Here is a 19080-nt window from a genome sequence, read left to right as displayed (position 1 = left end):
GTGTGGGCTGTTGGCTGTTCAACTCCCTTCTGTATGCGCCGAGGAGCGCAGCGGGCGGGGTGGCCTGTGTGCCGAAGGACACACAGGCTTCGTTGTCTGGCTTGCCGCAGCTGTTTGAACGGAGCGCGCAGCGCGCAGTGAGTTCTGCGGCACACCCCGCCCGCGAGCACCGCAGGTTGCCCCGCAGCGCAGCGAAGGGGACGCAGACAGCAGGGTCGCCCTTTCTTTGCTTACTTTCTTTCGGCGAAGCGAAAGAAAGTGAGTGCGCCGCCGGGCGCATCACCCGGCCCCGGGAAGCAATCTCACAAAAATTATCAAAAAGATAGCTAACAGCGCTTGCTACACAAGCGCTAGAAGCCAAAAACACCATAAACCCATGCTCACCGTCCAAAACATCAACCAGTACTACGGCGGCTCCCACATCCTCCGCGACGTGAGCCTCACCGCCGCCCCCGGCCAAGTCACCGTGCTGCTCGGCCGCAACGGCGTAGGCAAGACCACGCTGCTCAAGAGCCTGATGGGCCTGGTGCCTATCAAGAGCGGCACCATCACCTGGCAAGGCCAGCCCATCCAGAGCAAGACCCCGTACGAGCGCGCCCGCGCCGGCATCGGCTTCGTCCCGCAGGGCCGCGAAATCTTCGGCCGCCTGACGGTGGAAGAGAACCTGCGCATGGGCCTGGCCTACAAAAGCGCATCCACACCGGTGCCAGAGCATCTCTACACCCTGTTCCCCGTGCTCAAGCAGATGCTCGGCCGCCGCGGCGGCGACCTCTCTGGCGGCCAGCAGCAGCAGCTCGCCATCGCCCGCGCCCTCGCGCCCAGCCCCAGCCTACTAATCCTGGACGAGCCCACCGAAGGCATTCAGCCCAGCATCATTAAAGACATCGGCCGCGTCATCCGCCAACTGGCCGACGAGGGGCTGGACGGCCACCCGGTGGCGGTGCTGCTGTGCGAGCAGTACTACGACTTTGCCGAAGAGCTGGCCGACGAATACCTGGTGATGGAGCGCGGCGAGGTCATCGCGCGCGGGCCGGGCAGCGAGATGAAAGACAAGGGCATCCAGCGACTCGTGGCGATCTGAGGCAGCCCTTCGGCAGGAGCCTCGCCAGTCGCGGCGCGGCGGCCGTGGCAGACTGCGCGCTATGTCCGAGCCCACGCTGCTGGTCGCAGATGACCATCCCCTGTTCCGTGCCGCCGTGCTGCACGTGCTGCACCAGCGCCTGCCGCACCTGCGCACGCTGGAAGCGGCCAGCGCGGCCACGCTGGGCACGGCGCTGCAGGAACACCCGGAGGTCGAATTGGTGCTGCTGGACCTGAGCATGCCGGGCACGCGCGGGTTTTCGGCCCTGCTGCATGTGCGCGGTGAATACCCGCAGCTGCCGGTGGTGGTGATCTCGTCCAACGACCATCCGCGCGTGATCCGCCGCGCGCAGCAGTTTGGCGCTGCGGGGTTCATCCCGAAGTCGGCCCCGGCCGAGGCGATGGGCGACGCCATCGTTGCCGTGCTGGACGGCGGCAGCTGGTTCCCGCCCATGGCGGAAGAACGCTCCGAGGCGGATGCGCAACTGGCCGCGCGGCTGGCCCAACTCACGCCGCAGCAGTTCCGCGTGCTGCTGTGCCTGGCCGACGGCCTGCTCAACAAGCAGATCGCCCATGAACTGGGCCTGGCCGAAAACACCGTGAAGGTGCACGTGACCGCGATCCTCAAGAAGCTGGAGTGCTACAGCCGCACCCAGGCGGCGGTGCTGGTGAAGAGCCTGGACACCGACACCACGTCTTGAGTGGGAGCGACTCTGGTTGGCAGCCATTGCGTGCTGTCAGCAAAAGGCAAAGTCCGTCAGACCTGCCCGCTAGGTCGCCGAGCTTGTGATCCAGCGTTCGAGCGCGACGGCGGGTTGGATCGCGCAGAACTGTTTAACAGTCGAGATGGGTGCAACAGCGGCGGGTCACATGCTGGCTGGGTCACATCAGTCGGCCGTGGGGCGCCATATCCGTGAGCCGCTATTCGCTGGGCCTTCCCTCGCACTTGGCAAACAGCGATATGGCCCGGTCGCAGTACTTGCAGTGGCCCTGGCAGCAGTCATGCATGAGGAACGCGACAAGGTCTGATAGCGCCGAGAACCTTGCGCTGTAAATGATGGATCGGCCTTCTCTGCGGCTCTGCAAGAGTCCTGCCTTCTCCAAGTGAGCCAGATGGAATGACACGCGTGAAGACGAAGCGCCGCCCAGTTGCTCTCCTATGGCGCCTGCCGCCAGTCCGTCGATCCCGGCAACCACCAGCATGCGCACTATGCGAAGCCGTGTTTCCTGTGAAATAGCCGCAAACCCTGCTACGGCGTCCTGTTCATTCATCATCAATGCCACCTTTGGCGCAAGTGTCACGCAATCCCGGTGCCGGGTTGGAAGACCACGGCAATTTTTGCCTAATATCTCAACGACTGTTGAGATGATTGGTAGACTGCTGCCAGCCATTGCGGTGAGAGCCGGTATGGCTAACCTGACTTCGTCGCCGTCACGGCATTGCGCACTACTCTGTACCTATCATGACTGAACTTCGAGAGCGTCTGGAGGCCCGCCAGGTCTTCATCTACTTTGCCGCGATCTGCACCGCTGCAGTGTGCGCCGCAGCCCTCCCGGCGGCAGGCAGACTGGAAGCTGCCATCAACCCTGCGCTGGCGTTCATGCTGTTCGTCACCTTTCTGCAGGTGCCCATGGTCGAGTTGGGCCGCGCATTCACGCGGATGCGTTTTTTAGCAGCGCTGCTGTGCACGAATTTCGTGGCGATTCCGCTGGCGGTTGCGGGGTTGATTCAGTTCCTGCCGGAAGAACCGTTGATACGGCTGGGGGTGCTGTTCGTTCTGTTAACGCCCTGCATAGACTACGTGGTGACGTTCTCGCATCTGGGCCGCTCCGACGCAAAGCTGCTATTGGCCGCAACGCCTGCCCTGCTTGTGCTGCAGATGTTGTTGCTGCCAGCGTACCTTCGGCTGTTTATTGGTGACGCCGCCGCCAGTTTTGTGCAGTGGGGGCCGTTTGCCGAGGCATTTTTTTGGCTCATCGTTGTGCCGCTGGGCCTTGCGGCGCTGGTACAAGCCTGGGCTGGCCGCAGCACCGCTGGCACTCGCACTTCTGCACTGTTGGGGATTCTTCCCGTGCCAGCAACGGCGGTCGTGCTTTTCGTGGTGGCAGCGGCCATGCTGCCGCAGTTGGGCGCGGCCAGAAGCACTATGCTTCTGGTCATTCCCATCTATCTCGCTTTCGCTCTGATTGCGCCACTGGTGGGGTGGATGATCGCGCAAGCATTTCGCCTGGAGGCTCCGGCAGGGCGAGCCGTGGCATTCAGCGCTGCCACCCGCAACTCTTTGGTGGTGCTGCCGCTTGCCATGACGGTCCCGGGCGCCATACCGCTGCTGCCCGCCATCATCGTTGCGCAGACCATGGTCGAACTCGTCAGCTCTTTGATCTACATCCGTGTGATGCCGAGGTTGGGCAGCGGTAGTGGTGCCGATTAAAGAGTGAGTGCGCACCGTGGTGACAGCAGGCAGGGCGAATGCTTCGCACCCAGAAAAACCGTCTGCGTACCCGGCAGATCGCCGTCTTCGGTGCACATCGTGCTTGTTCTCCAGGCGTTACCGGGCGTTCGCCAGCCCTTGGGGAATTCCACGCCATTCCATGAGATTTCATAGAAAAAATGGCCTCTAGCGCTTTATTTATAAGCGCTTAATGCTATGTATTTTATAGCTAACGCTGCTGGGTTTCTTGCAGCCGCAGCAGCGTCTGACTCATCAGCGCGCGCAATGCCGGCGCCCTCACCGGCTTGGCCAGAAAGCCCCAGCCGCGTTCGGCGGCCTGCCGGCGCAGGGTCGCGTCGCGCTCGGCGGTCACCAGGATCACGGCGGGGGTCTGGCCCCAGCGCCGGCACAGCTCGGTGTAAACGTCTGGCCCATGGTGGCTGCCGCCCAGGTGCACGTCCAGCAGCACCAGTTGCGGCGCCTGGCCTGGTTGTGCCTTGGAGAGTGCATCCTGCGCACCACCGGCCAGAGGCACCTGGCAGCCCCAGCGCTGCAGCAGCGCTTGCGTGGCGGCGCAGGTCGGCCCGTCGTCTTCGATCACCCAGGCGCTGTGGCCCTGCAGCGGGGCGTCCTCCACCTGCTGGGGCGACGTGGGTGCAGGGGCTGTCTGCAGCACGGCGGCTGGGTCGCCCAGCGGCACGCGCACCCAGAACACGCTGCCGCGCCCCAGGGTGGAGTGCAGGCCAATTTCGTGGCCCAGCAGCCGGCCCAGGCGCTCGACGATGGCCAGGCCCAGCCCGGCGCCGCGGTCGTCGGCGTGGCCTTCGTCCAGCCGGCGGAATTCTTCGAAGATCTCACGCTGAAGGGCCTCGGGTATGCCCGGGCCCTGGTCGTGCACCTCGATGCGCACGTGGCCGCCATCACGGCGGCAGCCCACGACGATGCGGCCGCGCCGGCTGTAGCGGATGGCGTTGGAGACGAAGTTCTGCAAGATGCGGCGCAGCAGGTTCTCGTCGGTGCGCACCACCGCGCGCGTGGCAACGCATGCCAACTTCAGCCCCCGGCTGTCGGCCAGCACGCCGAAGTTGTGGCCCAGCACCTGCAAGAGCGGGCCCAGCGCGACGTCGCGGATGCGCACTTCCAGCTGGCCCGATTCCATGCGGGCGATATCCAGCAGGCTGTTGAGGATGGCGTCCTGCGCGGCTAGCGCTCCGTCGATGCTGTCGATGCTCGTTGCCGTATGCCGGCTGGCGTCGCCCTGCAGATGGCTGCGCAACAGCGAAGTGAACATGCGCGCGGCGTTCAGCGGCTGCAGCAGGTCGTGCACTGCGGCGGCGACGAAGCGGCTCTTGGATCGGTTGGCGCGCTCGGCTTCTTGCCGGGCGGCGTCCAGGTCCCGCGTGCGGTCGGCCACGCGCTGCTCCAGCGCATCGGCCAGGGAGCGCAGCTCTCGCGCCGCGTTCTTGTAGCTGGTGATGTCGGCGTAGCTGGTGACGAAGCCGCCCTCGGGCAGCGGGTTGCCGCGAATCTCCAGCACCGTGCCGTCGTCCTTGGCGCTTTCGTGCAGGTGCGGCGTGCCGCTGCGCAGGTGCTCCAGCCGGCGCTCGATGGCCTCGTCCACCGGCCCAGGCCCCAGCAGGCCACGGCGCGCGTTGTGGCGCAGCAGCGCCTCTATGGGCTGGCCCACGCGCATCAGGTCGGCGGGGTAGCGGAACAGCTCGACGTAGCGTGAGTTCCAGGCCGCCAGCTTGAGCTGTGCGTTGATGATCACCACGCCCTGCGGCAAATGCTCCAGGCTGCGTGACAGGCCCATGTCGGTCCGCTGCGCAGCCTGCTGGGCCGCCTGCACGATGCCGTCCTGGGCGGTGCGCAGCTCCTGGGCATGTTGCTGCAGCACGGTTTCCAGCTCTTGCCGGCTGCGCTGGCGCAGCCTGGCCAGCCGCTGGCGCTGCCGGATGAACAGCACCAGCAGGCCCATGGCCAGCCAACCGCCCGCGCCGGCTGCAGCGGCCCAGCGGCTGGCGGCCACGCTGTTGTGCGTCTCGTGCACCAGGTGCAGTCGCCACGATGTGCCCTCCAGCGGCTGCGAATGCCACAGCACGCGGTCGGGCAGGGCGGGCGCCTGCATGGTGACCAGGCGCCCGCCATCGTCCAGCCGGCCCGCCACGCGGTACTCCAGGGGGCGCAGCGGCTGGTTGGCGTATTGGCGCGTAGCACTCAACTCGCGGCGCGCAGCCTCGGAAAGCGGCTGCAACAGGCGGTAGCGCCAGGCGTCCTGGCTGGCGAGGAACACGACGCCATGCGCGTCAGAGGCCAGCACCACGTCTGGTGTCTGCAGCCACTCGCGCTCCAGCTCTTTCAGCGCGATCTTGATGGCCACCAGCCCCAGCGTTCGGCCCTGCTCGTCGCGGATGGCCTGCGACAGGAAGTAGCCCGGCTCGCCCGTGGTCACGCCAATGCCGTAGAAGCTGCCGCTGCCCTGCGCCAGCGCCTGCTGCACGTAAGGGCGAAAGCTGTAGTCCACCCCGACGTTGCTGGTGGTTGTCTGCCAGTTGCTCGCTGCGACAGCCAAGCCCTGGCGGTTGATCAAGGTCAGCGTGGAGGATTGGCTGGCGCCGTTGGCCTGCTCCAGTTTGCGGTTGAGCCGTTCGACTTCGCTCGGGGCGAGCGGGCGGGTGAGGGCGCCCTGCAGCTGATCGTCCAGCGCCAGCACTTCGGGCAGGGTGCGGTAGCGGTCGATGCGCTGCCCCAGCGTCTGGCCGTAGAGCGCCAACTGGCGCTGCACGGTGTCGCTTTCTTCGCTCAGCGAACGCTGCCAGGCCAACTGGCCTGCCACGAACATGCTCGCGGCCATGCCGCCGAAGAGGGCCAGCAGTGTCCAGAAGATCCGGCGGTAGGAAGAGAGCATGCGCACGGCGCGATTGTCCCCCGGGACGTGCCGACCGCCATGGACGAGGGCGGACGGGCGTGTCATCGTGGCAGGGGGTTAGGGCTTTCCCTATGTCGGTGCGCTGCGTCCATAGGAGAGCCGCTTCGCTTAATACCAATAGGCTATCGGCTGCTACGGCGCCCGGCAGTACAACCGGCACCCTTGGAAGCACCCCCAATGGTGCCGCCGCCCCAAATTCTGGAGACCGCCCATGCATGCCATCCCCGCCGCAGACGCCCACCATCCACAGGTGCCGTTGCCTTTCTACCGCCAACTGTATTTCCAGGTGGTGCTCGCCATCATCCTCGGCGTGTTGCTGGGCCACTTCGAGCCCGCCTATGGCGCAGCGCTCAAGCCGCTGGGCGACGCTTTCATCAAGCTCATCAAGATGATCATCGCGCCGGTGATCTTCCTGACCATCGTCACCGGCATCGCGGGCATGACGCAGCTGAGCAGCGTGGGCCGCGTATTCGGCAAGGCCATGGCGTACTTCCTGACCTTCTCCACCCTGGCCCTGGTGGTCGGCCTGATCGTTGCCAACGTGATGCAGCCCGGCGCCGGCATGCACATCAACCCGGCCGACCTGGACCAGAAGGAAGTCAGCTCCTACGTGGCCAGGTCGCATGACATGACGCTCACCGGCTTCGTCATGGACATCATTCCCAAGACGCTGGTCAGCCCCTTCGTGGGCGACAACATCCTGCAGGTGCTGCTGGTGGCCGTGCTGTTCGGCGTCGCGCTGGCCCTGTCGGGCAATGCCGGCAAGCCGGTGCAGGCTTTTCTTGAATCGTTGACGGTGCCCGTGTTCAAGGTGGTCAACATCGTCATGAAGGCCGCGCCCATCGGTGCGTTTGGCGCCATGGCCTTCACGATCGGCAAGTTCGGGCTGGGCTCGCTGCTCAACCTGGCCGAATTGGTGGCCACGTTCTACATCACCTCGCTGCTGTTCGTGTTCATCATCCTGGGCGCAGTGGCCCGTGCCTGCGGGTTCTCGGTGTTCAAGCTGATCAAGTACCTGAAGGCCGAACTGCTGCTGGTGCTGGGCACCTCGTCGTCCGAGTCGGCCCTGCCGTCGCTGATGGAAAAGATGGAACGCGCCGGCTGCAAGAAGTCGGTGGTCGGCCTGGTGGTGCCCACGGGCTACTCCTTCAACCTGGACGGCACCAACATCTATATGACGCTGGCCGCGCTGTTCATTGCCCAGGCCACCGACACGCACCTGACGCTGGGCCACCAGGTGGCGCTGCTGCTGGTCGCCATGCTGTCGTCCAAGGGCGCGGCCGGCGTGACCGGAGCTGGCTTCATCACCCTGGCCGCCACCCTGGCCGTGGTACCTGAAGTGCCCGTGGCCGGCATGGCGCTGATCCTGGGCGTGGACCGCTTCATGTCCGAATGCCGTTCGCTCACCAACTTCATCGGCAACGCTGTCGCTACCGTGGTGGTGTCGCGCTGGGAAAACGCCCTGGACCACGACCGCCTGGAAGCGGCCCTCAACGGCCATCCTCTGCCAGCCGTCTCGCCCGCGGCGGTCGAACTGCCCGTGGTGCCATCGGGTCAACCGGCCGTTTGATTACGGCGTGCAACGGCAGGTGGCCTGCCGTTGCATAGGCCGTGGGCTGCGTGCACGCGCAGCTGGGGGCATTTTGTGGGATGGGGTGATGGTGCTCACCCCAGTCCCGTCGATTCAACAACCCGGCGGCCCTCGCCAATGCGCCTTGGGCGTTAGCGCGCCAGGGGCACGGCCCGGGCACCAGGGGCCACCTGGCGGCGCTTGATGGCGGCGATCAGTACATGCGCTGCGATGGCCAGCACGGCAAGAATCACGGCACCTAGCGCCCAGATAACCCAGGCCACAACCGAGACAGCTCCAGCAAGCGCGGGGATGGTGGCCAGTACGGCCTGAACCATGGAGCCTGCGGCGGCGATCATGCCGCCGAACTCCTGGGCCAGCTCTGGCGGTATCCAACCCCTGAGCCACTCGGGCACCAGCATGGCGTTTACCGCTGACGGGCTGCCCGCCAATACGCCGGCGCTGGAAACCGCCCAGACCGTTGCTGTGTGCAGCCCCCAGCAGGTCAACGACCAGAGGGCCAGAAGCATGAATGAGAGAAACCAGCTGATTGCGTAAAACATGGATGCGTGTCCTTTGAGAATGGCAGGCTCCGAGTATGGTCAAGGTCGCCTCCAATAGACACCAGGTGCAGTCGAACTTAGGCTTCGGTTTTTCCGATGTGGAGGCTGCATGCTGAACTACCGTCATCTCTATTACTTCTGGATGGTTGCCAAGGAAGGCGGCTTTGCCCGCGCGGCAGACCGCTTGCAGATGGCGATACAGACCATCAGCGCCCAGGTGCGCGATCTGGAGAAAGCCCTGGGTCATCAGTTGCTCAAGCCTGCTGGCCGCGGCATGGCATTGACCGAGGCGGGTCAGGCGGCCTATGCGCGTGCCGAAGAGATCTTCCAGCTGGGGCAGAGCATTGCCGATGAGGTGCGCGAGGCGGCCAGCGCCAAGGTCGCGCGGCTGTCCGTGGGCTTGTCCGATGGCATCTCCAAACTGGCGGCGCATGCGCTGCTCGAACCTGTGCTGGCGACGCCGCACCTTCGCCTGGTGTGCCACGAGGGCGAGTTCGATGAACTGCTGTCTGAACTGGCCTTGCATCAATTGGACGTGGTACTGGCGGGCCAAGCCGCGCCGCGCAACCCGAACCAGCGTTTGGCCAGTGAACGCATCGCCCGATCCACGCTGCAGTGGTATGGGCCGGCGTCGCTGGTCAGAAAGGCTGCACGCGACCGGTTTCCTCAGTCGTTGCAGGATCTTCCCGTGCTGCTGCCAACGCTTCACTCCCCGCTGAGAGCCACGCTGGATAGCTGGTTTCAGGACGTTGGCGTACGTCCCCAGGTCGTGGGTGAATTTGAAGACAGCGCGCTGCTCGCGGTGTTCGCCGCACGCGGGCTCGGTGTCTTTCCCGTCAGCCAGTTGGGCGCGCAGGACGTCGGTTTGGTGCGGGGCCTCCGCCTGCTGGGCGACTGTCCCGACATCAGCGAGGAAGTGCATGCCATCTGGTCGCGGCGCGGGCAGCACCACCCATTGGTGCGGCAGATGCTGGCCGGCGCACGCGGGGAGCGAAATTCCTAATGGCGCCATTCAGCAGTTTTTGTAGATGTGAGGGTCAGGCAAAAGCTGCTGTTTAGTCCGAAGCGTGCAGACTAAGGTGCGATCTCCAACCCAAGGAGATTGCTGATGCAAGTATTTTTCACGCCACGCCATCCCGAAGCCATCGCCCTGCGTGAGCTGGTCGATCGCCGGGCGCGCTTTGTGCTGCGCCGGTTGAGCGCGCAGGTACCGCGTGCCGACATCCAGCTGGATGATGTGAATGGCCCCAGGGGCGGAATAGACAAGCGATGCCAGATCGAGCTGCGCACCGATGGCGCAGGCCCGGTGGTCGTTTCATCGGTAGCCAAGGACTGGCGCACTGCGCTCGACGGGGCCTTGGCGCGTGCTGCCCGGCATGTGTTGCGTTTATGGCAGCGTGGCAGCGCAACTCGCAGACCGCGCCGGCAGCTGCCTGCAATCGAGTCGTGACGATCTGAGTGGCATTGCGCCACACCAGCACCGAACAGCTGCGTATTGCGCGCAGCCTTTTCATTCGATGTCCGGCAGATGTCGAGTGCTTCTTACCGGCCTGCTTCGAGTTGATGCGCCAGCGCCACCAGGCTCTGTGCGTGCACATCGTTGTCCGCCTGCGGCGACACATCTTTGGGATGGCCCGCACCAAACTCCAGCGGTCTTTCGATATAGGCCGTCCGCAACCCGCATGCTCGCGCTGCCGACAGGTCGTCATGGTGAGCTGCCACCATCATGACCTGCTGCGGCGCCAGATCGAAGGTGCGCGCCACGCCCAGGTAGGTCGCCGGGTCGGGCTTGTAGGCGCGGAACACCTCGGCGCTCAGGATGCAATCCCAGGGCAGGCCGGCACGTTTGGCCATGTTGGTCAGCAGGCCGATGTTGCCGTTGGAGAGCGTGGTGATGGTGTGGCGGCGCTTGAGCAGGTGCAGCCCTTGCACGCTGTCCGGCCAGGGGTCCAGCCGGTGCCACACGCGGTTGAGATGCTGGCGCTCGGCATCGCCGAGGTGCGCCAGGCCGAAGCGGGGCAGCAGGCTGTCGAGGATCAGGCGGTGCAACTCGTCGATGCGTGTCCAGCCCAGCTCGCCGCTGCGCACGCACTGCATGGCGGGCTGGTAGCCCTCGCGCCAGGCAAGGGCGAAGGCGTCGGCATCCACCTGCGGGTACAGCGCCTGTACCTCGCGCACGATGCTGCCGTGCCAGTCCACCACGGTGCCGAAGATGTCGAAGGCCAGTACCCGCACGTCGGGGAAAAGAGGAGTGGTCATGCTGCGTTCTCTCGTTGTCGACGGATCAGCCGCATGATCGCACTGCCACCTCCTCGGCTCACTCCGGCTGAATGCCCGCTTCCTTCACGACCTTGCCCCACTTCGCCAGGTCGGACTGAATGACCGCGGCATAGTCCTGCGGCGTGCCACCTTGCGGCTCGATGCCGGCGGCTTCGAGCTTGGTGCGAACGTCTGGCAGTTTCATCGCCGCGTTGATCTCCGCATTCAGCTTCGCGATGATGGCCTTGGGCGTGCCGGCCGGGGCCAGAAAGCCGCCGTTGGTGTTGGCGTCGTAGCCTTTGAGGCCCTGTTCTGCCGCTGTCGGCACGTCGGGTAGCGAAGCCGCGCGCTTGGCGGTAGAAACCGCCACGGCGCGCACGTTGCCGGCTTTCACCTGCGCCTGGATGGCGCTGATCGTGTCGATGTAGAGCGCGGTGCGGCCAGCCAGCAGGTCGGGGTGGGCGGCGGACGATCCCTTGTAAGGCACCAGCAGCATGGGCACGCCTGCAGACATGCGGAACATTTCGGCGGCCATCTCCTGTGCGCTGCCCCGGCCCGATGTGGCCACCTTGGCTGCGTCGGGGTTGGCTTTCATCCAGGCGATGAATTCGGGCAAGGTCTTGGCGGGCACCTGCGGTGCTACGGCGAACACCAGCGGCACCTCATGGCTGTAGACGATCGGCTCGAAGCTCTTCTCCGGGTCCCAGCCCAGGTTCTTGAACAGGAACTTGTTGATGTTGTGGCTGCCGCCCACGATGCCGATGGTGTAGCCGTCGGGCACCGACTTGGCGAGCACGTCGGTTCCCAGGTTGTTGGAGGCGCCGGGCTTGTTCTCCACCACCACAGCCTGCCCCATTGATTGGGCCATCTTGTCGCCGATCACGCGGGCGATGGTATCGATGGCCCCACCGGGTGGGGCCGGCACGATGATCTTGATGGGGCGGCTCGGGTAGGCCTGCGCGAAGGCCGGAGTCGGAGCGGCAGCGATCACTGCTGAAACGGCGAGCAGCTTCAGCAAGGTGGTAGTGGCGGTTGCTTTGGTCATGGTTGTCTCCTCTGAGGTATGGGTCGTTGGAATCGGTATTCAGTCCACACAGCGCCGGTGGGTCTTGTGCCCTCCGTACGCAGCGGCAGAAATAAAGGAAGAGTGGCGTTAGCCGCGCCCGGCGAAGGGCATGGCGCTGGCCATCACGGTCATGTTCAGTACGTTGGCTTCCAGCGGCAGCGCGGCGATGTGGCGCACGGCGTTGGCCACATGTCGCGCGTCCATCATGGGTTCGGGCGCGACGCTGCCGTTGGCCTGCAGCACCCCGCGCGTCATGCGTTCGGACAGCTCGGTCAGCGCGTTGCCTATGTCGATCTGGCTGGCCACGATGTTGAAGGCCCGGCCATCGAGCGCCAGCGACTTGGTCAGCCCCGACACGGCGTGCTTGCTGGCGGTGTAGGGCGCAGTGAAGGGGCGTGGGGTGTGGGCCGAGATCGATCCGTTGTTGATGATCCGCCCGCCCTGCGGCAACTGGCGACGCATCAGCCCGAAGGCCGCGCGGGCGCAGAGGAACACGCCGGTCACGTTGGTGTTGAGCACGCTGAACCACTTCTCCAGCGGCAGCTCGTCCATCGGCACCGCCGGGGCGTTGACCCCCGCGTTGTTGAACAGCACATCGAGCCGGCCGAAGCGCGCTTCGATGGTGTCGAACAGCGCCTGCACGCTGGCTGGGTCGGTTACGTCGGTGGGCACGGCCAGAGCGGTCTGCCCAAGCGATGCGGCTTCCGCCTCCAGCGACTGCAGCGGCTCAGGCCTGCGGCCCGCCAGCACCACGGTGAAGCCGTCGTCCAGCAGGCCCTGGGCCACGGCGCGGCCAATGCCGCTGCCGGCGCCGGTCACCAGGGCCATCCGGGACGAGTCGGATGTATTCATGCGTTGCTCCATGTCTGTGAGGAAGAGGAAATGTCTTGCACAGGCCGGTTTCCTGGCGCGGGGCCTACCGTCATGCGGATTTCGGCAATGCCGGTCACTCCGCCGTGCACGGTGTCGCCGGGCTGCAGCGGCCCTACGCCCGCAGGCGTGCCGGTAAAGACCAGATCGCCCGGCGCGAGCGTGACCGAGCGTGACAGCATGGCCACCAGCTCGGCCACTGGCCACAGCAGGTCGGCCACGTCGGCACGTTGACGTTCGATGCCGTTCACCGCCAGCCACAGTGCGCCCTGCTGCGGGTGGCCGCAGACCGACGCCGGCACCAGGGGCGAGCAGGGCGCCGAGTGGTCGAAGGCCTTGGCGGGCTCCCACGGGCCGCCGGCCTGCTTGGCTTGCTGCTGCAGGTCGCGCCGCGTCAGGTCCAGGCCTGCGGCGTAGCCCCAGATGTGCCGGGCAGGTACCAGCGCCGGATCCAAGTTGCGCCCGCCTTGGCCAATGGCCACCACCAGCTCGATCTCATGGCAGAAGTCCACGGTGTCGGGCGGATAGGGCAGCATGCCTTCGGCGGGCACCACGGCGCTGGCAGGTTTCATGAACCATGCGGGAAGCGCGCTGGGCGCAGCTTCGTCCGGGCTCCAGCGGTAGTTGCGGCCGATGCAGAACACCCGGCCGACCGGGAAGACCGCCGTGCTGCCGGCGATTGCCAGCGTAGTCGCGGCGGGTGGGGGGAAGACAGGGTTCGTCATGGCGTAATTGGTTGCGGCTGGGTGGCGCGCATCACTCGACGGTGATCTTCTTGCCGCGAATGATCTGCGCGGACCGGCTGCGGTCCGCCTGGATCAGCTGTGCGAATTCCTTGGGCGACGTGGTGCGCGGCACGCCTCCCAGCGCGGCGAAGCGCGCCTTCACCGATTCGTCGGCCATCATCGCGCGCAGGTCGGCGGCGATCTTTTCCACCACCTCAGGCGGTGCATGGGCAGGCGCCAGCAGCCCGATCCAGGAGATGGCATTGAAACCCGGGGCCACGCTTTCGGCCAGCGTCGGCACGTCGGGCAGGGCGGCCACGCGCTTGTCTCCGGTGACGGCCAGCGCGCGCAGCTTGCCGGCCTTGATGTGCCCGGACGCTTCCAGCACCGTCATGAACGACAGCTGCACGTGGCCCGCCAGCAAATCGGCCACTGCCGGCCCACCACCCCGGTAAGGCACATGCAGGATGAACGTGCCCGTCTGGTCCTTGAACATTTCCGCAACCAGGTGCGGCGCGCCACCGGCCCCCGAGCTGCTGTAGCTCAGTGACCCCGGTTTGGACTTGGCCAGGGCGACGAATTCGGCGGCGGTCTTGGCGGGCAGCGAGGGGTTGATCATCATCGCCAGTGGCAGTTCGGCCACCAGAGACACCGGCGCAAACGCGGTGTCAGCGTCGTACGGCAGCTTGGCGTAGAGCGACGGATTGATCGCCTGCGTGCCGATGTTGCCCAGCAGCAGGGTGTAGCCGTCGGGCTTGGCCTTGGCGACGTAGTCCGCGCCGATCTGCCCCGCAGCGCCGCCCTTGTTTTCTACCACCACCGGCTGGCCCCAGCGCCGACCCAATTGCTCGGCGATCAGTCGCGCACCCGTGTCGGTTCCGCCACCCGGCGGAAAGGGCACGACCAGCGTGACCGGGCGTGCCGGGTAGGCCTGTGCAGCGGCCTGGCCGTGGGCCAGCGGGCCGAAGGTGGCGACCAGTGCGATGGCGCTGATGAGCGCCGTGCGTCGATGGAACATGGTTTTGTCTCCGTGAATCGGGGGTGATGGCGCCCCGGTCTTGTGCCGGGGTTGGGACGCTAGGCGAGCTCGGCTGCGAATCAGGTGGTGAGGCTCATTGCTGGACGCTGGCCAGCCAGCGCTTGTGCCACGCTGTCCGCCACCATTTCGGCCATGGCCGTGCGCGTTTCCCAGGTCGCGCTGGCGCGGTGCGCCTGCAGCGTGGTGTGCTGGGACTGGCGCAGCGCCAGCGGAACGCGGGGCTCGTCCACGAAGACGTCCAGCCCGGCGCCGGCGATGCGGCCGGCCGTCAGCGCGGCGGCCAGATCAGCCTCGTTGACCAGGCGACCCCGCGCGACGTTGACCAGAAACCCGCGCGGCCCCAGCGCGTCGAGCACGGCGGCGTTGACGATGCCCTCGGCAGAGTCCGCAGCAGCGCACAGCACCAGTGCGTCGGCACCCTGTGCCAGATCGACCAGTTGCGGCACGAACCGGTGGGGCACATCGTCCATGGCGCGCAAATCGGTGTAGCTGATCGCGCAGCCGAAGGCCGACGCACGCACCGCCACCGCGCGGCCCACGCGGCCCATGCCGACGATGCCCACGCGCATGCCGCTGAACCGGCGCGCCAGCGGAATCGCGCTGGGCTGCGGGTGCAGCTCCCACTGCCCGTCGCGCACGAAGCGGTCGCCCGCGCAGATGTTGCGGCAGGCTGCAATCAGCAGACCGATGGCCAGGTCGGCCACGTCTTCGGTCAGCGCGCCCAGCGTGGCGGTAACAGGCAGCCCGCGCTCGCGGCAGTACGCCAGATCCACTGCGTCGGTGCCCACGCCGTTTACCGCCACCACCTTCAGGCGCGGCAGACGCTCCAGCATGGCGCGCGTGATGCCGGTGTGGCCGCCGGTGATCACCGCCTCGATGCTGTTGCCGTGCGTATCGAGCCACGCCTCGGGTTCCGTGATCTCGAACAGCTTGTGCACGTCATAGAGCGCTGCGAGGGTGTCGTTCACCGACGGAATGAGGATCGGGTTGAGCTGGAGGATTCGGGGTCTCATGGGCGAATACGTCACGTTGAAAAGTAGGTTGACGCATGGTAAGAATAGGTTGATTAATAATGCAATCTTGACGTATAAAATCAATATATAAAAGATACCTTGGTGCATCCGCTTGGGTGGTGAAGAAGGGCAAAGATGGCTTCCTGGATTTCGATTGACGCGGTGTGCAGCCAACTGGGCGTGCAGCCACAGACCGTGTATGCGTACGTCAGCCGCCGCAAGCTGGAGGTCACCCCCGACCCGGCCGACCCCCGCCGCAGCCTCTACCGCGCGGAAGACGTGGCCGTGCTGGCTAGGCGCAAGCAGGCGGGCCGCAAACATGAAACCCTGGCCGCGAACACGCTGTTCGGTGCCGAGCCCAGCATTCCCACCGCGCTGTCGGCCTTCATTCGCGGGCGGCTTTATTACCGCGGGCAGGATGCCGTCGACCTGGCACGGTCGGCGTCGTTGGAAGAGGCGGCCCAACTGCTGTGGGCGGCCGAGCAGCCGGTGGACTTCGCCACGCCCGCGAAGAACCGCACGCCCCCTGCGGGCCGAGAGGCGGCCTTCACCGTGCTGGGCGCGCTGGCGGCCGGTGGTCATTCCACGCGCGGGCGGCTCACGCGCGTGCTGCACGGTGAGGCGCAGGGCCTGGTCGGTCAACTGGCCAGCGCCTTCGGCGCGCAGCCGGGGCGCCAGCCGCTGCACCAGCGCTTTGCGCAGGCATGGAAGCAGCCTGCGCCGGTGGCCGAACTGCTGCGCACGGCCCTGGTGCTGCTGGTGGACCACGAACTGACCAGCTCGGCGTTCGCGGCGCGCATCGCGGCGTCCACCGGGGCGTCGCTGCCGGCCTGCCTGCTCGCGGGGCTGGCCACGCTGTCCGGCCCGATGCACGGCGATGCGTCGGGCCGTGTGCAGGCGCTGTTCGGCGATGTGGAACGGCAAGGCGATGACGAGGTAGTGACGCATTACCTCTCCACCGGCATGCCGTTGCCTGGCTTCGGCCACCACGTGTACCCCGATGGCGACCCGCGCGCTGCGGCCCTGCTGGCGCTGTTCGAGCCGCCCGAAGCCATCGCACGCTTCATTGCCAAGGTGACCGACCTCACCGGCCTGCAGCCCAACATCGACGTGGCCATGGCCGCCCTGGTAGCCCACTGCCGGTTGCCTGCCGATGCGGCCTTTGGCCTGATCGCCACCGCGCGCAGCGTGGGGCTGCTGGCGCACAGCCTGGAGCAGCTCTCGGTCGCGCAGGTCATACGACCCCGTGGCCGTTACGTAGGGGCCATGCCAGGCGCCAAGTCCTAAGGCCAACTGCCTGCATCTGCAAGGAAACCGGCAGCGTGCTAAGGTCGCTGGTTCATCGGGTTTACCCTGATGTGCCGCTCGCGCCCCGCCTTCGAACCCCTCTCGCTCGTTCCATGTCCACGTCTTCGATCTCGTCCGATTGCTCGTCTGCCACTGCTGTCAACGACACGGCCCATGACAGCCGCACGCTGATGCGCGCCGTGCTGGCGCTGGGCGTGGGCGGCTTTTCCATCGGCACCGGCGAGTTCGTGATCATGGGCCTGCTGCCCGAAGTGGCGCAGGACATCGGCGTGACGATTCCGCAGGCCGGCCACGTCATCAGCGCCTATGCGCTGGGCGTGGTGGTGGGTGCGCCGGTGCTGGCCGTGCTGGCAGCGGGCTGGGGCCGCCGGGCGCTGCTGATGGCGCTGATGGCGGTGTATGCGCTGGGCAATTTCGCCACCGCCCTGGCGCCCGGCTACCAGTCACTGGCGGCCATGCGGCTGCTGACGGGGCTGCCGCACGGCACGTATTTCGGCGTGGCGGCGCTGGTCGCCGCTTCGCTGGCACCGCCAGGCCAGCGGGCGCGTGCGGTGGGGTTGGTGATGCTGGGGCTGACCAGCGCGACGCTGGTGGGCGTGCCCATCGCCGCTACGCTGGGGCAGTACTTCGGCTGGCGCGCGGCTTTCGTCTTCGTGGGCGTGGTGGCCTTGGCTGCAGTGGCCCTCGTGCGCGTGGGCGTGCCCCACGTGCCCGCCCCGCGTGACGCCAGCCCGTTGCGAGAACTGGGTGCGCTCAAGCGCAAGCAGGTCTGGCTCACCTTGGGCATCGGTGCCATCGGCTTCGGCGGCATGTTCGCGGTGTTCAGCTACATCAAGCCCACGCTGACCGAGGTCGCTGGCCTGCCGCTGGGCGGCGTGCCCTTCGTGCTGGCGCTGTTCGGCCTGGGGATGGTCGCCGGCAATCTGGTGGGCTCGCGCATGGCAGACAAAGCCCTGATGCGCACCATCGGGCAGTTGCTGGCGTGGTCCGTGGCGGTGCTGATTTTCTTCGTATTCGCCGCGCACCACGTGGTGACGGCGGCGCTGGCCACCTTCCTGCTCGGCACGGTCGTGGCCATTGGCCCGGCGCTGCAGATCCGGCTGATGGACGTGGCGGGCGATGCGCAAACGCTTGCCGCCGCGCTGAACCATTCCGCCTTCAACGCCGCCAACGCGCTGGGCGCGTGGCTGGGCGGCATGGCCATCGCCGCCGGCCTGGGGTGGACATCCACCGGCTGGGTGGGCGCCATATTGGGCGTGGCCGGCCTGGGTATCTTCGCCTGGTCGCTGGCCAGTGACCGGGCAGGGCGCAACCAGCCTGCCGCTACCGCCCCGCGCTAGGGCGTCGGTGCCGGCCCGCGCAGCCGGCGCCAGCGCGTGGCGCCGTGCATCACCAGCAGGCAGCAGGTCACCCAGGCGCCGCCGGTGATCCAGCCAGCCAGCACGTCGCTGGCGAAATGCACCTGCAGCACCACCCGGCTCCAGCCCACGGTGACGATGATGGCCGCTGCCGCCATCACCGATGGCAGATGCCAGCGCCGCGGCAGCAGGCGCAACGCCAGGTACGCCAGCATGGTGTACGCCACCAGCGACGAACTGCTGTGGCCGCTGGGAAAGCTGAACCCGTCGGCCACAGCGATCTCGTGCGTGTGCACGGGCCTGATCCGCTCGAAGCTGTGCTTGAAAGCGCGGGTCAGCACGCCGTTGCCTGCCAGGGCCACCAGCCAGCCCGTGGCCAGCATGCGGTAGCCGCGCCACCAGAGCAACGCGCCCACCACGGCCGCCAGCACGTACAGCACGGCGGTGTCGCCCATATGGGTCAGCCAGGCGAACATCGTCAGGGTGGCCACCGATGCGGTGGCGCGCAGGGTGTCGGCCAGGCTCTGGTCCAGCGTGGCCCAGGCGGTCGGGTTGCCCCAGGCTTCGGCGATCAGGGCCAGCGTGTGGGCACAGGCCCACAGCAGCAACGCGGCCGCCGCCATGGTCGCAGCCAGCCCGGCGGGCCCCGAGGGGCGCGGCAGCCGTTGCGACCAGGGTGTGTACAGCGGCGCAGCACTTTGCGCTGCTGCGCGCACGGCCCAGCTGATGCCAACGCCCAGCGCCAGGCCGCAGAGCCAAACCGCCACGGGGTGAGTGCCGGCCCATGCGCCCCAGGTCGATACGCCGCTCATGGCTGCCGTCCTTGATGTGGCAGCGAATGGCTGGCGTTGGCCAAGCGCGATGCAAA

The 19080-nt window shown here is 66.7% G+C and carries 18 protein-coding genes; 8 read left to right on the top strand and 10 right to left on the bottom strand.

What is annotated here, in order from left to right; all coding sequences use genetic code 11:
- Positions 1–376 precede the first annotated feature (376 nt).
- Together urtE and RQI28_RS12290 are read left to right on the top strand one after the other, a co-directional pair.
- Positions 377–1081, top strand: a complete 705-nt coding sequence (gene urtE, locus RQI28_RS12295; RefSeq protein ID WP_311222877.1) for an urea ABC transporter ATP-binding subunit UrtE — start codon at positions 377–379, stop codon at positions 1079–1081.
- A gap of 61 nt (positions 1082–1142) precedes the next feature.
- Positions 1143–1781 carry a response regulator transcription factor gene (locus tag RQI28_RS12290; RefSeq protein WP_311222876.1) on the top strand — a complete coding sequence of 213 codons (639 nt, stop codon included), beginning with the start codon at positions 1143–1145 and terminating at the stop codon, positions 1779–1781.
- 220 nt (positions 1782–2001) lie between these two features.
- Here the strand turns inward: RQI28_RS12290 and RQI28_RS12285 are convergent, their stop codons facing one another.
- Positions 2002–2352, bottom strand: coding sequence for a metalloregulator ArsR/SmtB family transcription factor (locus RQI28_RS12285; protein WP_311222875.1), 351 nt, complete (start codon positions 2350–2352; stop codon positions 2002–2004).
- Positions 2353–2543: 191 nt separating this feature from the next.
- Between RQI28_RS12285 and RQI28_RS12280 the strand changes: the two genes are divergently transcribed.
- Entirely contained in the window at positions 2544–3512 is a 969-nt protein-coding gene (locus tag RQI28_RS12280) for a bile acid:sodium symporter (RefSeq protein ID WP_311222874.1), read from the top strand.
- A 229-nt stretch (positions 3513–3741) separates the two neighbouring features.
- On the opposite strand, the gene RQI28_RS12275 is transcribed toward RQI28_RS12280, so the two are convergent.
- Positions 3742–6420 carry a PAS-domain containing protein gene (locus RQI28_RS12275; RefSeq protein ID WP_311222891.1) on the bottom strand — a complete coding sequence of 893 codons (2679 nt, stop codon included), beginning with the start codon at positions 6418–6420 and terminating at the stop codon, positions 3742–3744.
- A 232-nt stretch (positions 6421–6652) separates the two neighbouring features.
- Here RQI28_RS12275 and RQI28_RS12270 point away from each other — a divergent pair, with 232 nt between their 5' ends.
- On the top strand, positions 6653–8011 hold the full coding sequence (locus RQI28_RS12270) for a dicarboxylate/amino acid:cation symporter (RefSeq protein WP_311222873.1): 1359 nt from the start codon (positions 6653–6655) through the stop codon (positions 8009–8011).
- Between the two features lie 152 nt (positions 8012–8163).
- Here RQI28_RS12270 and RQI28_RS12265 read toward each other — a convergent pair whose 3' ends face one another.
- Complete coding sequence (locus RQI28_RS12265) at positions 8164–8574, bottom strand: hypothetical protein (protein ID WP_311222872.1); 411 nt, start codon at positions 8572–8574, stop codon at positions 8164–8166.
- 109 nt (positions 8575–8683) lie between these two features.
- On the opposite strand from RQI28_RS12265, the gene RQI28_RS12260 reads away from it, so the two are divergent.
- Positions 8684–9577, top strand: coding sequence for a LysR substrate-binding domain-containing protein (locus tag RQI28_RS12260; protein WP_311222871.1), 894 nt, complete (start codon positions 8684–8686; stop codon positions 9575–9577).
- Between the two features lie 105 nt (positions 9578–9682).
- A complete protein-coding gene (locus RQI28_RS12255; protein WP_311222870.1) occupies positions 9683–10024 on the top strand; it encodes an HPF/RaiA family ribosome-associated protein in 342 nt (113 codons plus the stop codon).
- Positions 10025–10116: 92 nt separating this feature from the next.
- Here the strand turns inward: RQI28_RS12255 and RQI28_RS12250 are convergent, their stop codons facing one another.
- The 6 genes from RQI28_RS12250 to RQI28_RS12225 form a co-directional block, all read right to left on the bottom strand.
- The gene (locus RQI28_RS12250) at positions 10117–10833 is read right to left on the bottom strand and encodes a haloacid dehalogenase type II (RefSeq protein ID WP_311222869.1); all 717 of its coding nucleotides are present in this window, start codon (positions 10831–10833) and stop codon (positions 10117–10119) included.
- Between the two features lie 58 nt (positions 10834–10891).
- Positions 10892–11878: a tripartite tricarboxylate transporter substrate binding protein gene (locus tag RQI28_RS12245; RefSeq protein ID WP_311222868.1), complete on the bottom strand. Its 987-nt coding sequence runs from the start codon at positions 11876–11878 to the stop codon at positions 10892–10894.
- A 108-nt stretch (positions 11879–11986) separates the two neighbouring features.
- A complete protein-coding gene (locus RQI28_RS12240) occupies positions 11987–12751 on the bottom strand; it encodes an SDR family oxidoreductase (protein WP_311222867.1) in 765 nt (254 codons plus the stop codon).
- Positions 12748–13494, bottom strand: coding sequence for a fumarylacetoacetate hydrolase family protein (locus tag RQI28_RS12235; protein ID WP_311222866.1), 747 nt, complete (start codon positions 13492–13494; stop codon positions 12748–12750). Before RQI28_RS12235 ends, RQI28_RS12240 begins: the two co-directional genes overlap by 4 nt.
- A gap of 31 nt (positions 13495–13525) precedes the next feature.
- Positions 13526–14512, bottom strand: coding sequence for a tripartite tricarboxylate transporter substrate binding protein (locus RQI28_RS12230; RefSeq protein ID WP_311222865.1), 987 nt, complete (start codon positions 14510–14512; stop codon positions 13526–13528).
- 80 nt (positions 14513–14592) lie between these two features.
- On the bottom strand, positions 14593–15546 hold the full coding sequence (locus tag RQI28_RS12225; RefSeq protein ID WP_311222864.1) for a 2-hydroxyacid dehydrogenase: 954 nt from the start codon (positions 15544–15546) through the stop codon (positions 14593–14595).
- A gap of 135 nt (positions 15547–15681) precedes the next feature.
- Here RQI28_RS12225 and RQI28_RS12220 point away from each other — a divergent pair, with 135 nt between their 5' ends.
- On the top strand, positions 15682–16833 hold the full coding sequence (locus tag RQI28_RS12220) for a citrate synthase (RefSeq protein ID WP_311222863.1): 1152 nt from the start codon (positions 15682–15684) through the stop codon (positions 16831–16833).
- A gap of 113 nt (positions 16834–16946) precedes the next feature.
- Complete coding sequence (locus RQI28_RS12215; RefSeq protein ID WP_404976905.1) at positions 16947–18194, top strand: MFS transporter; 1248 nt, start codon at positions 16947–16949, stop codon at positions 18192–18194.
- Here RQI28_RS12215 and RQI28_RS12210 read toward each other — a convergent pair.
- The gene (locus tag RQI28_RS12210; RefSeq protein ID WP_311222862.1) at positions 18191–19024 is read right to left on the bottom strand and encodes a phosphatase PAP2 family protein; all 834 of its coding nucleotides are present in this window, start codon (positions 19022–19024) and stop codon (positions 18191–18193) included. The genes RQI28_RS12215 and RQI28_RS12210 overlap by 4 nt on opposite strands.
- Positions 19025–19080: the final 56 nt, after the last annotated feature.

The organism is Acidovorax sp. WCS2018Noco2-16 (genome assembly GCF_031843945.1).
In the GTDB taxonomy this organism is placed as follows: Bacteria; Pseudomonadota; Gammaproteobacteria; order Burkholderiales; family Burkholderiaceae_C; genus Paracidovorax.
This window is presented reverse-complemented; position numbering and strand designations above follow the sequence as displayed.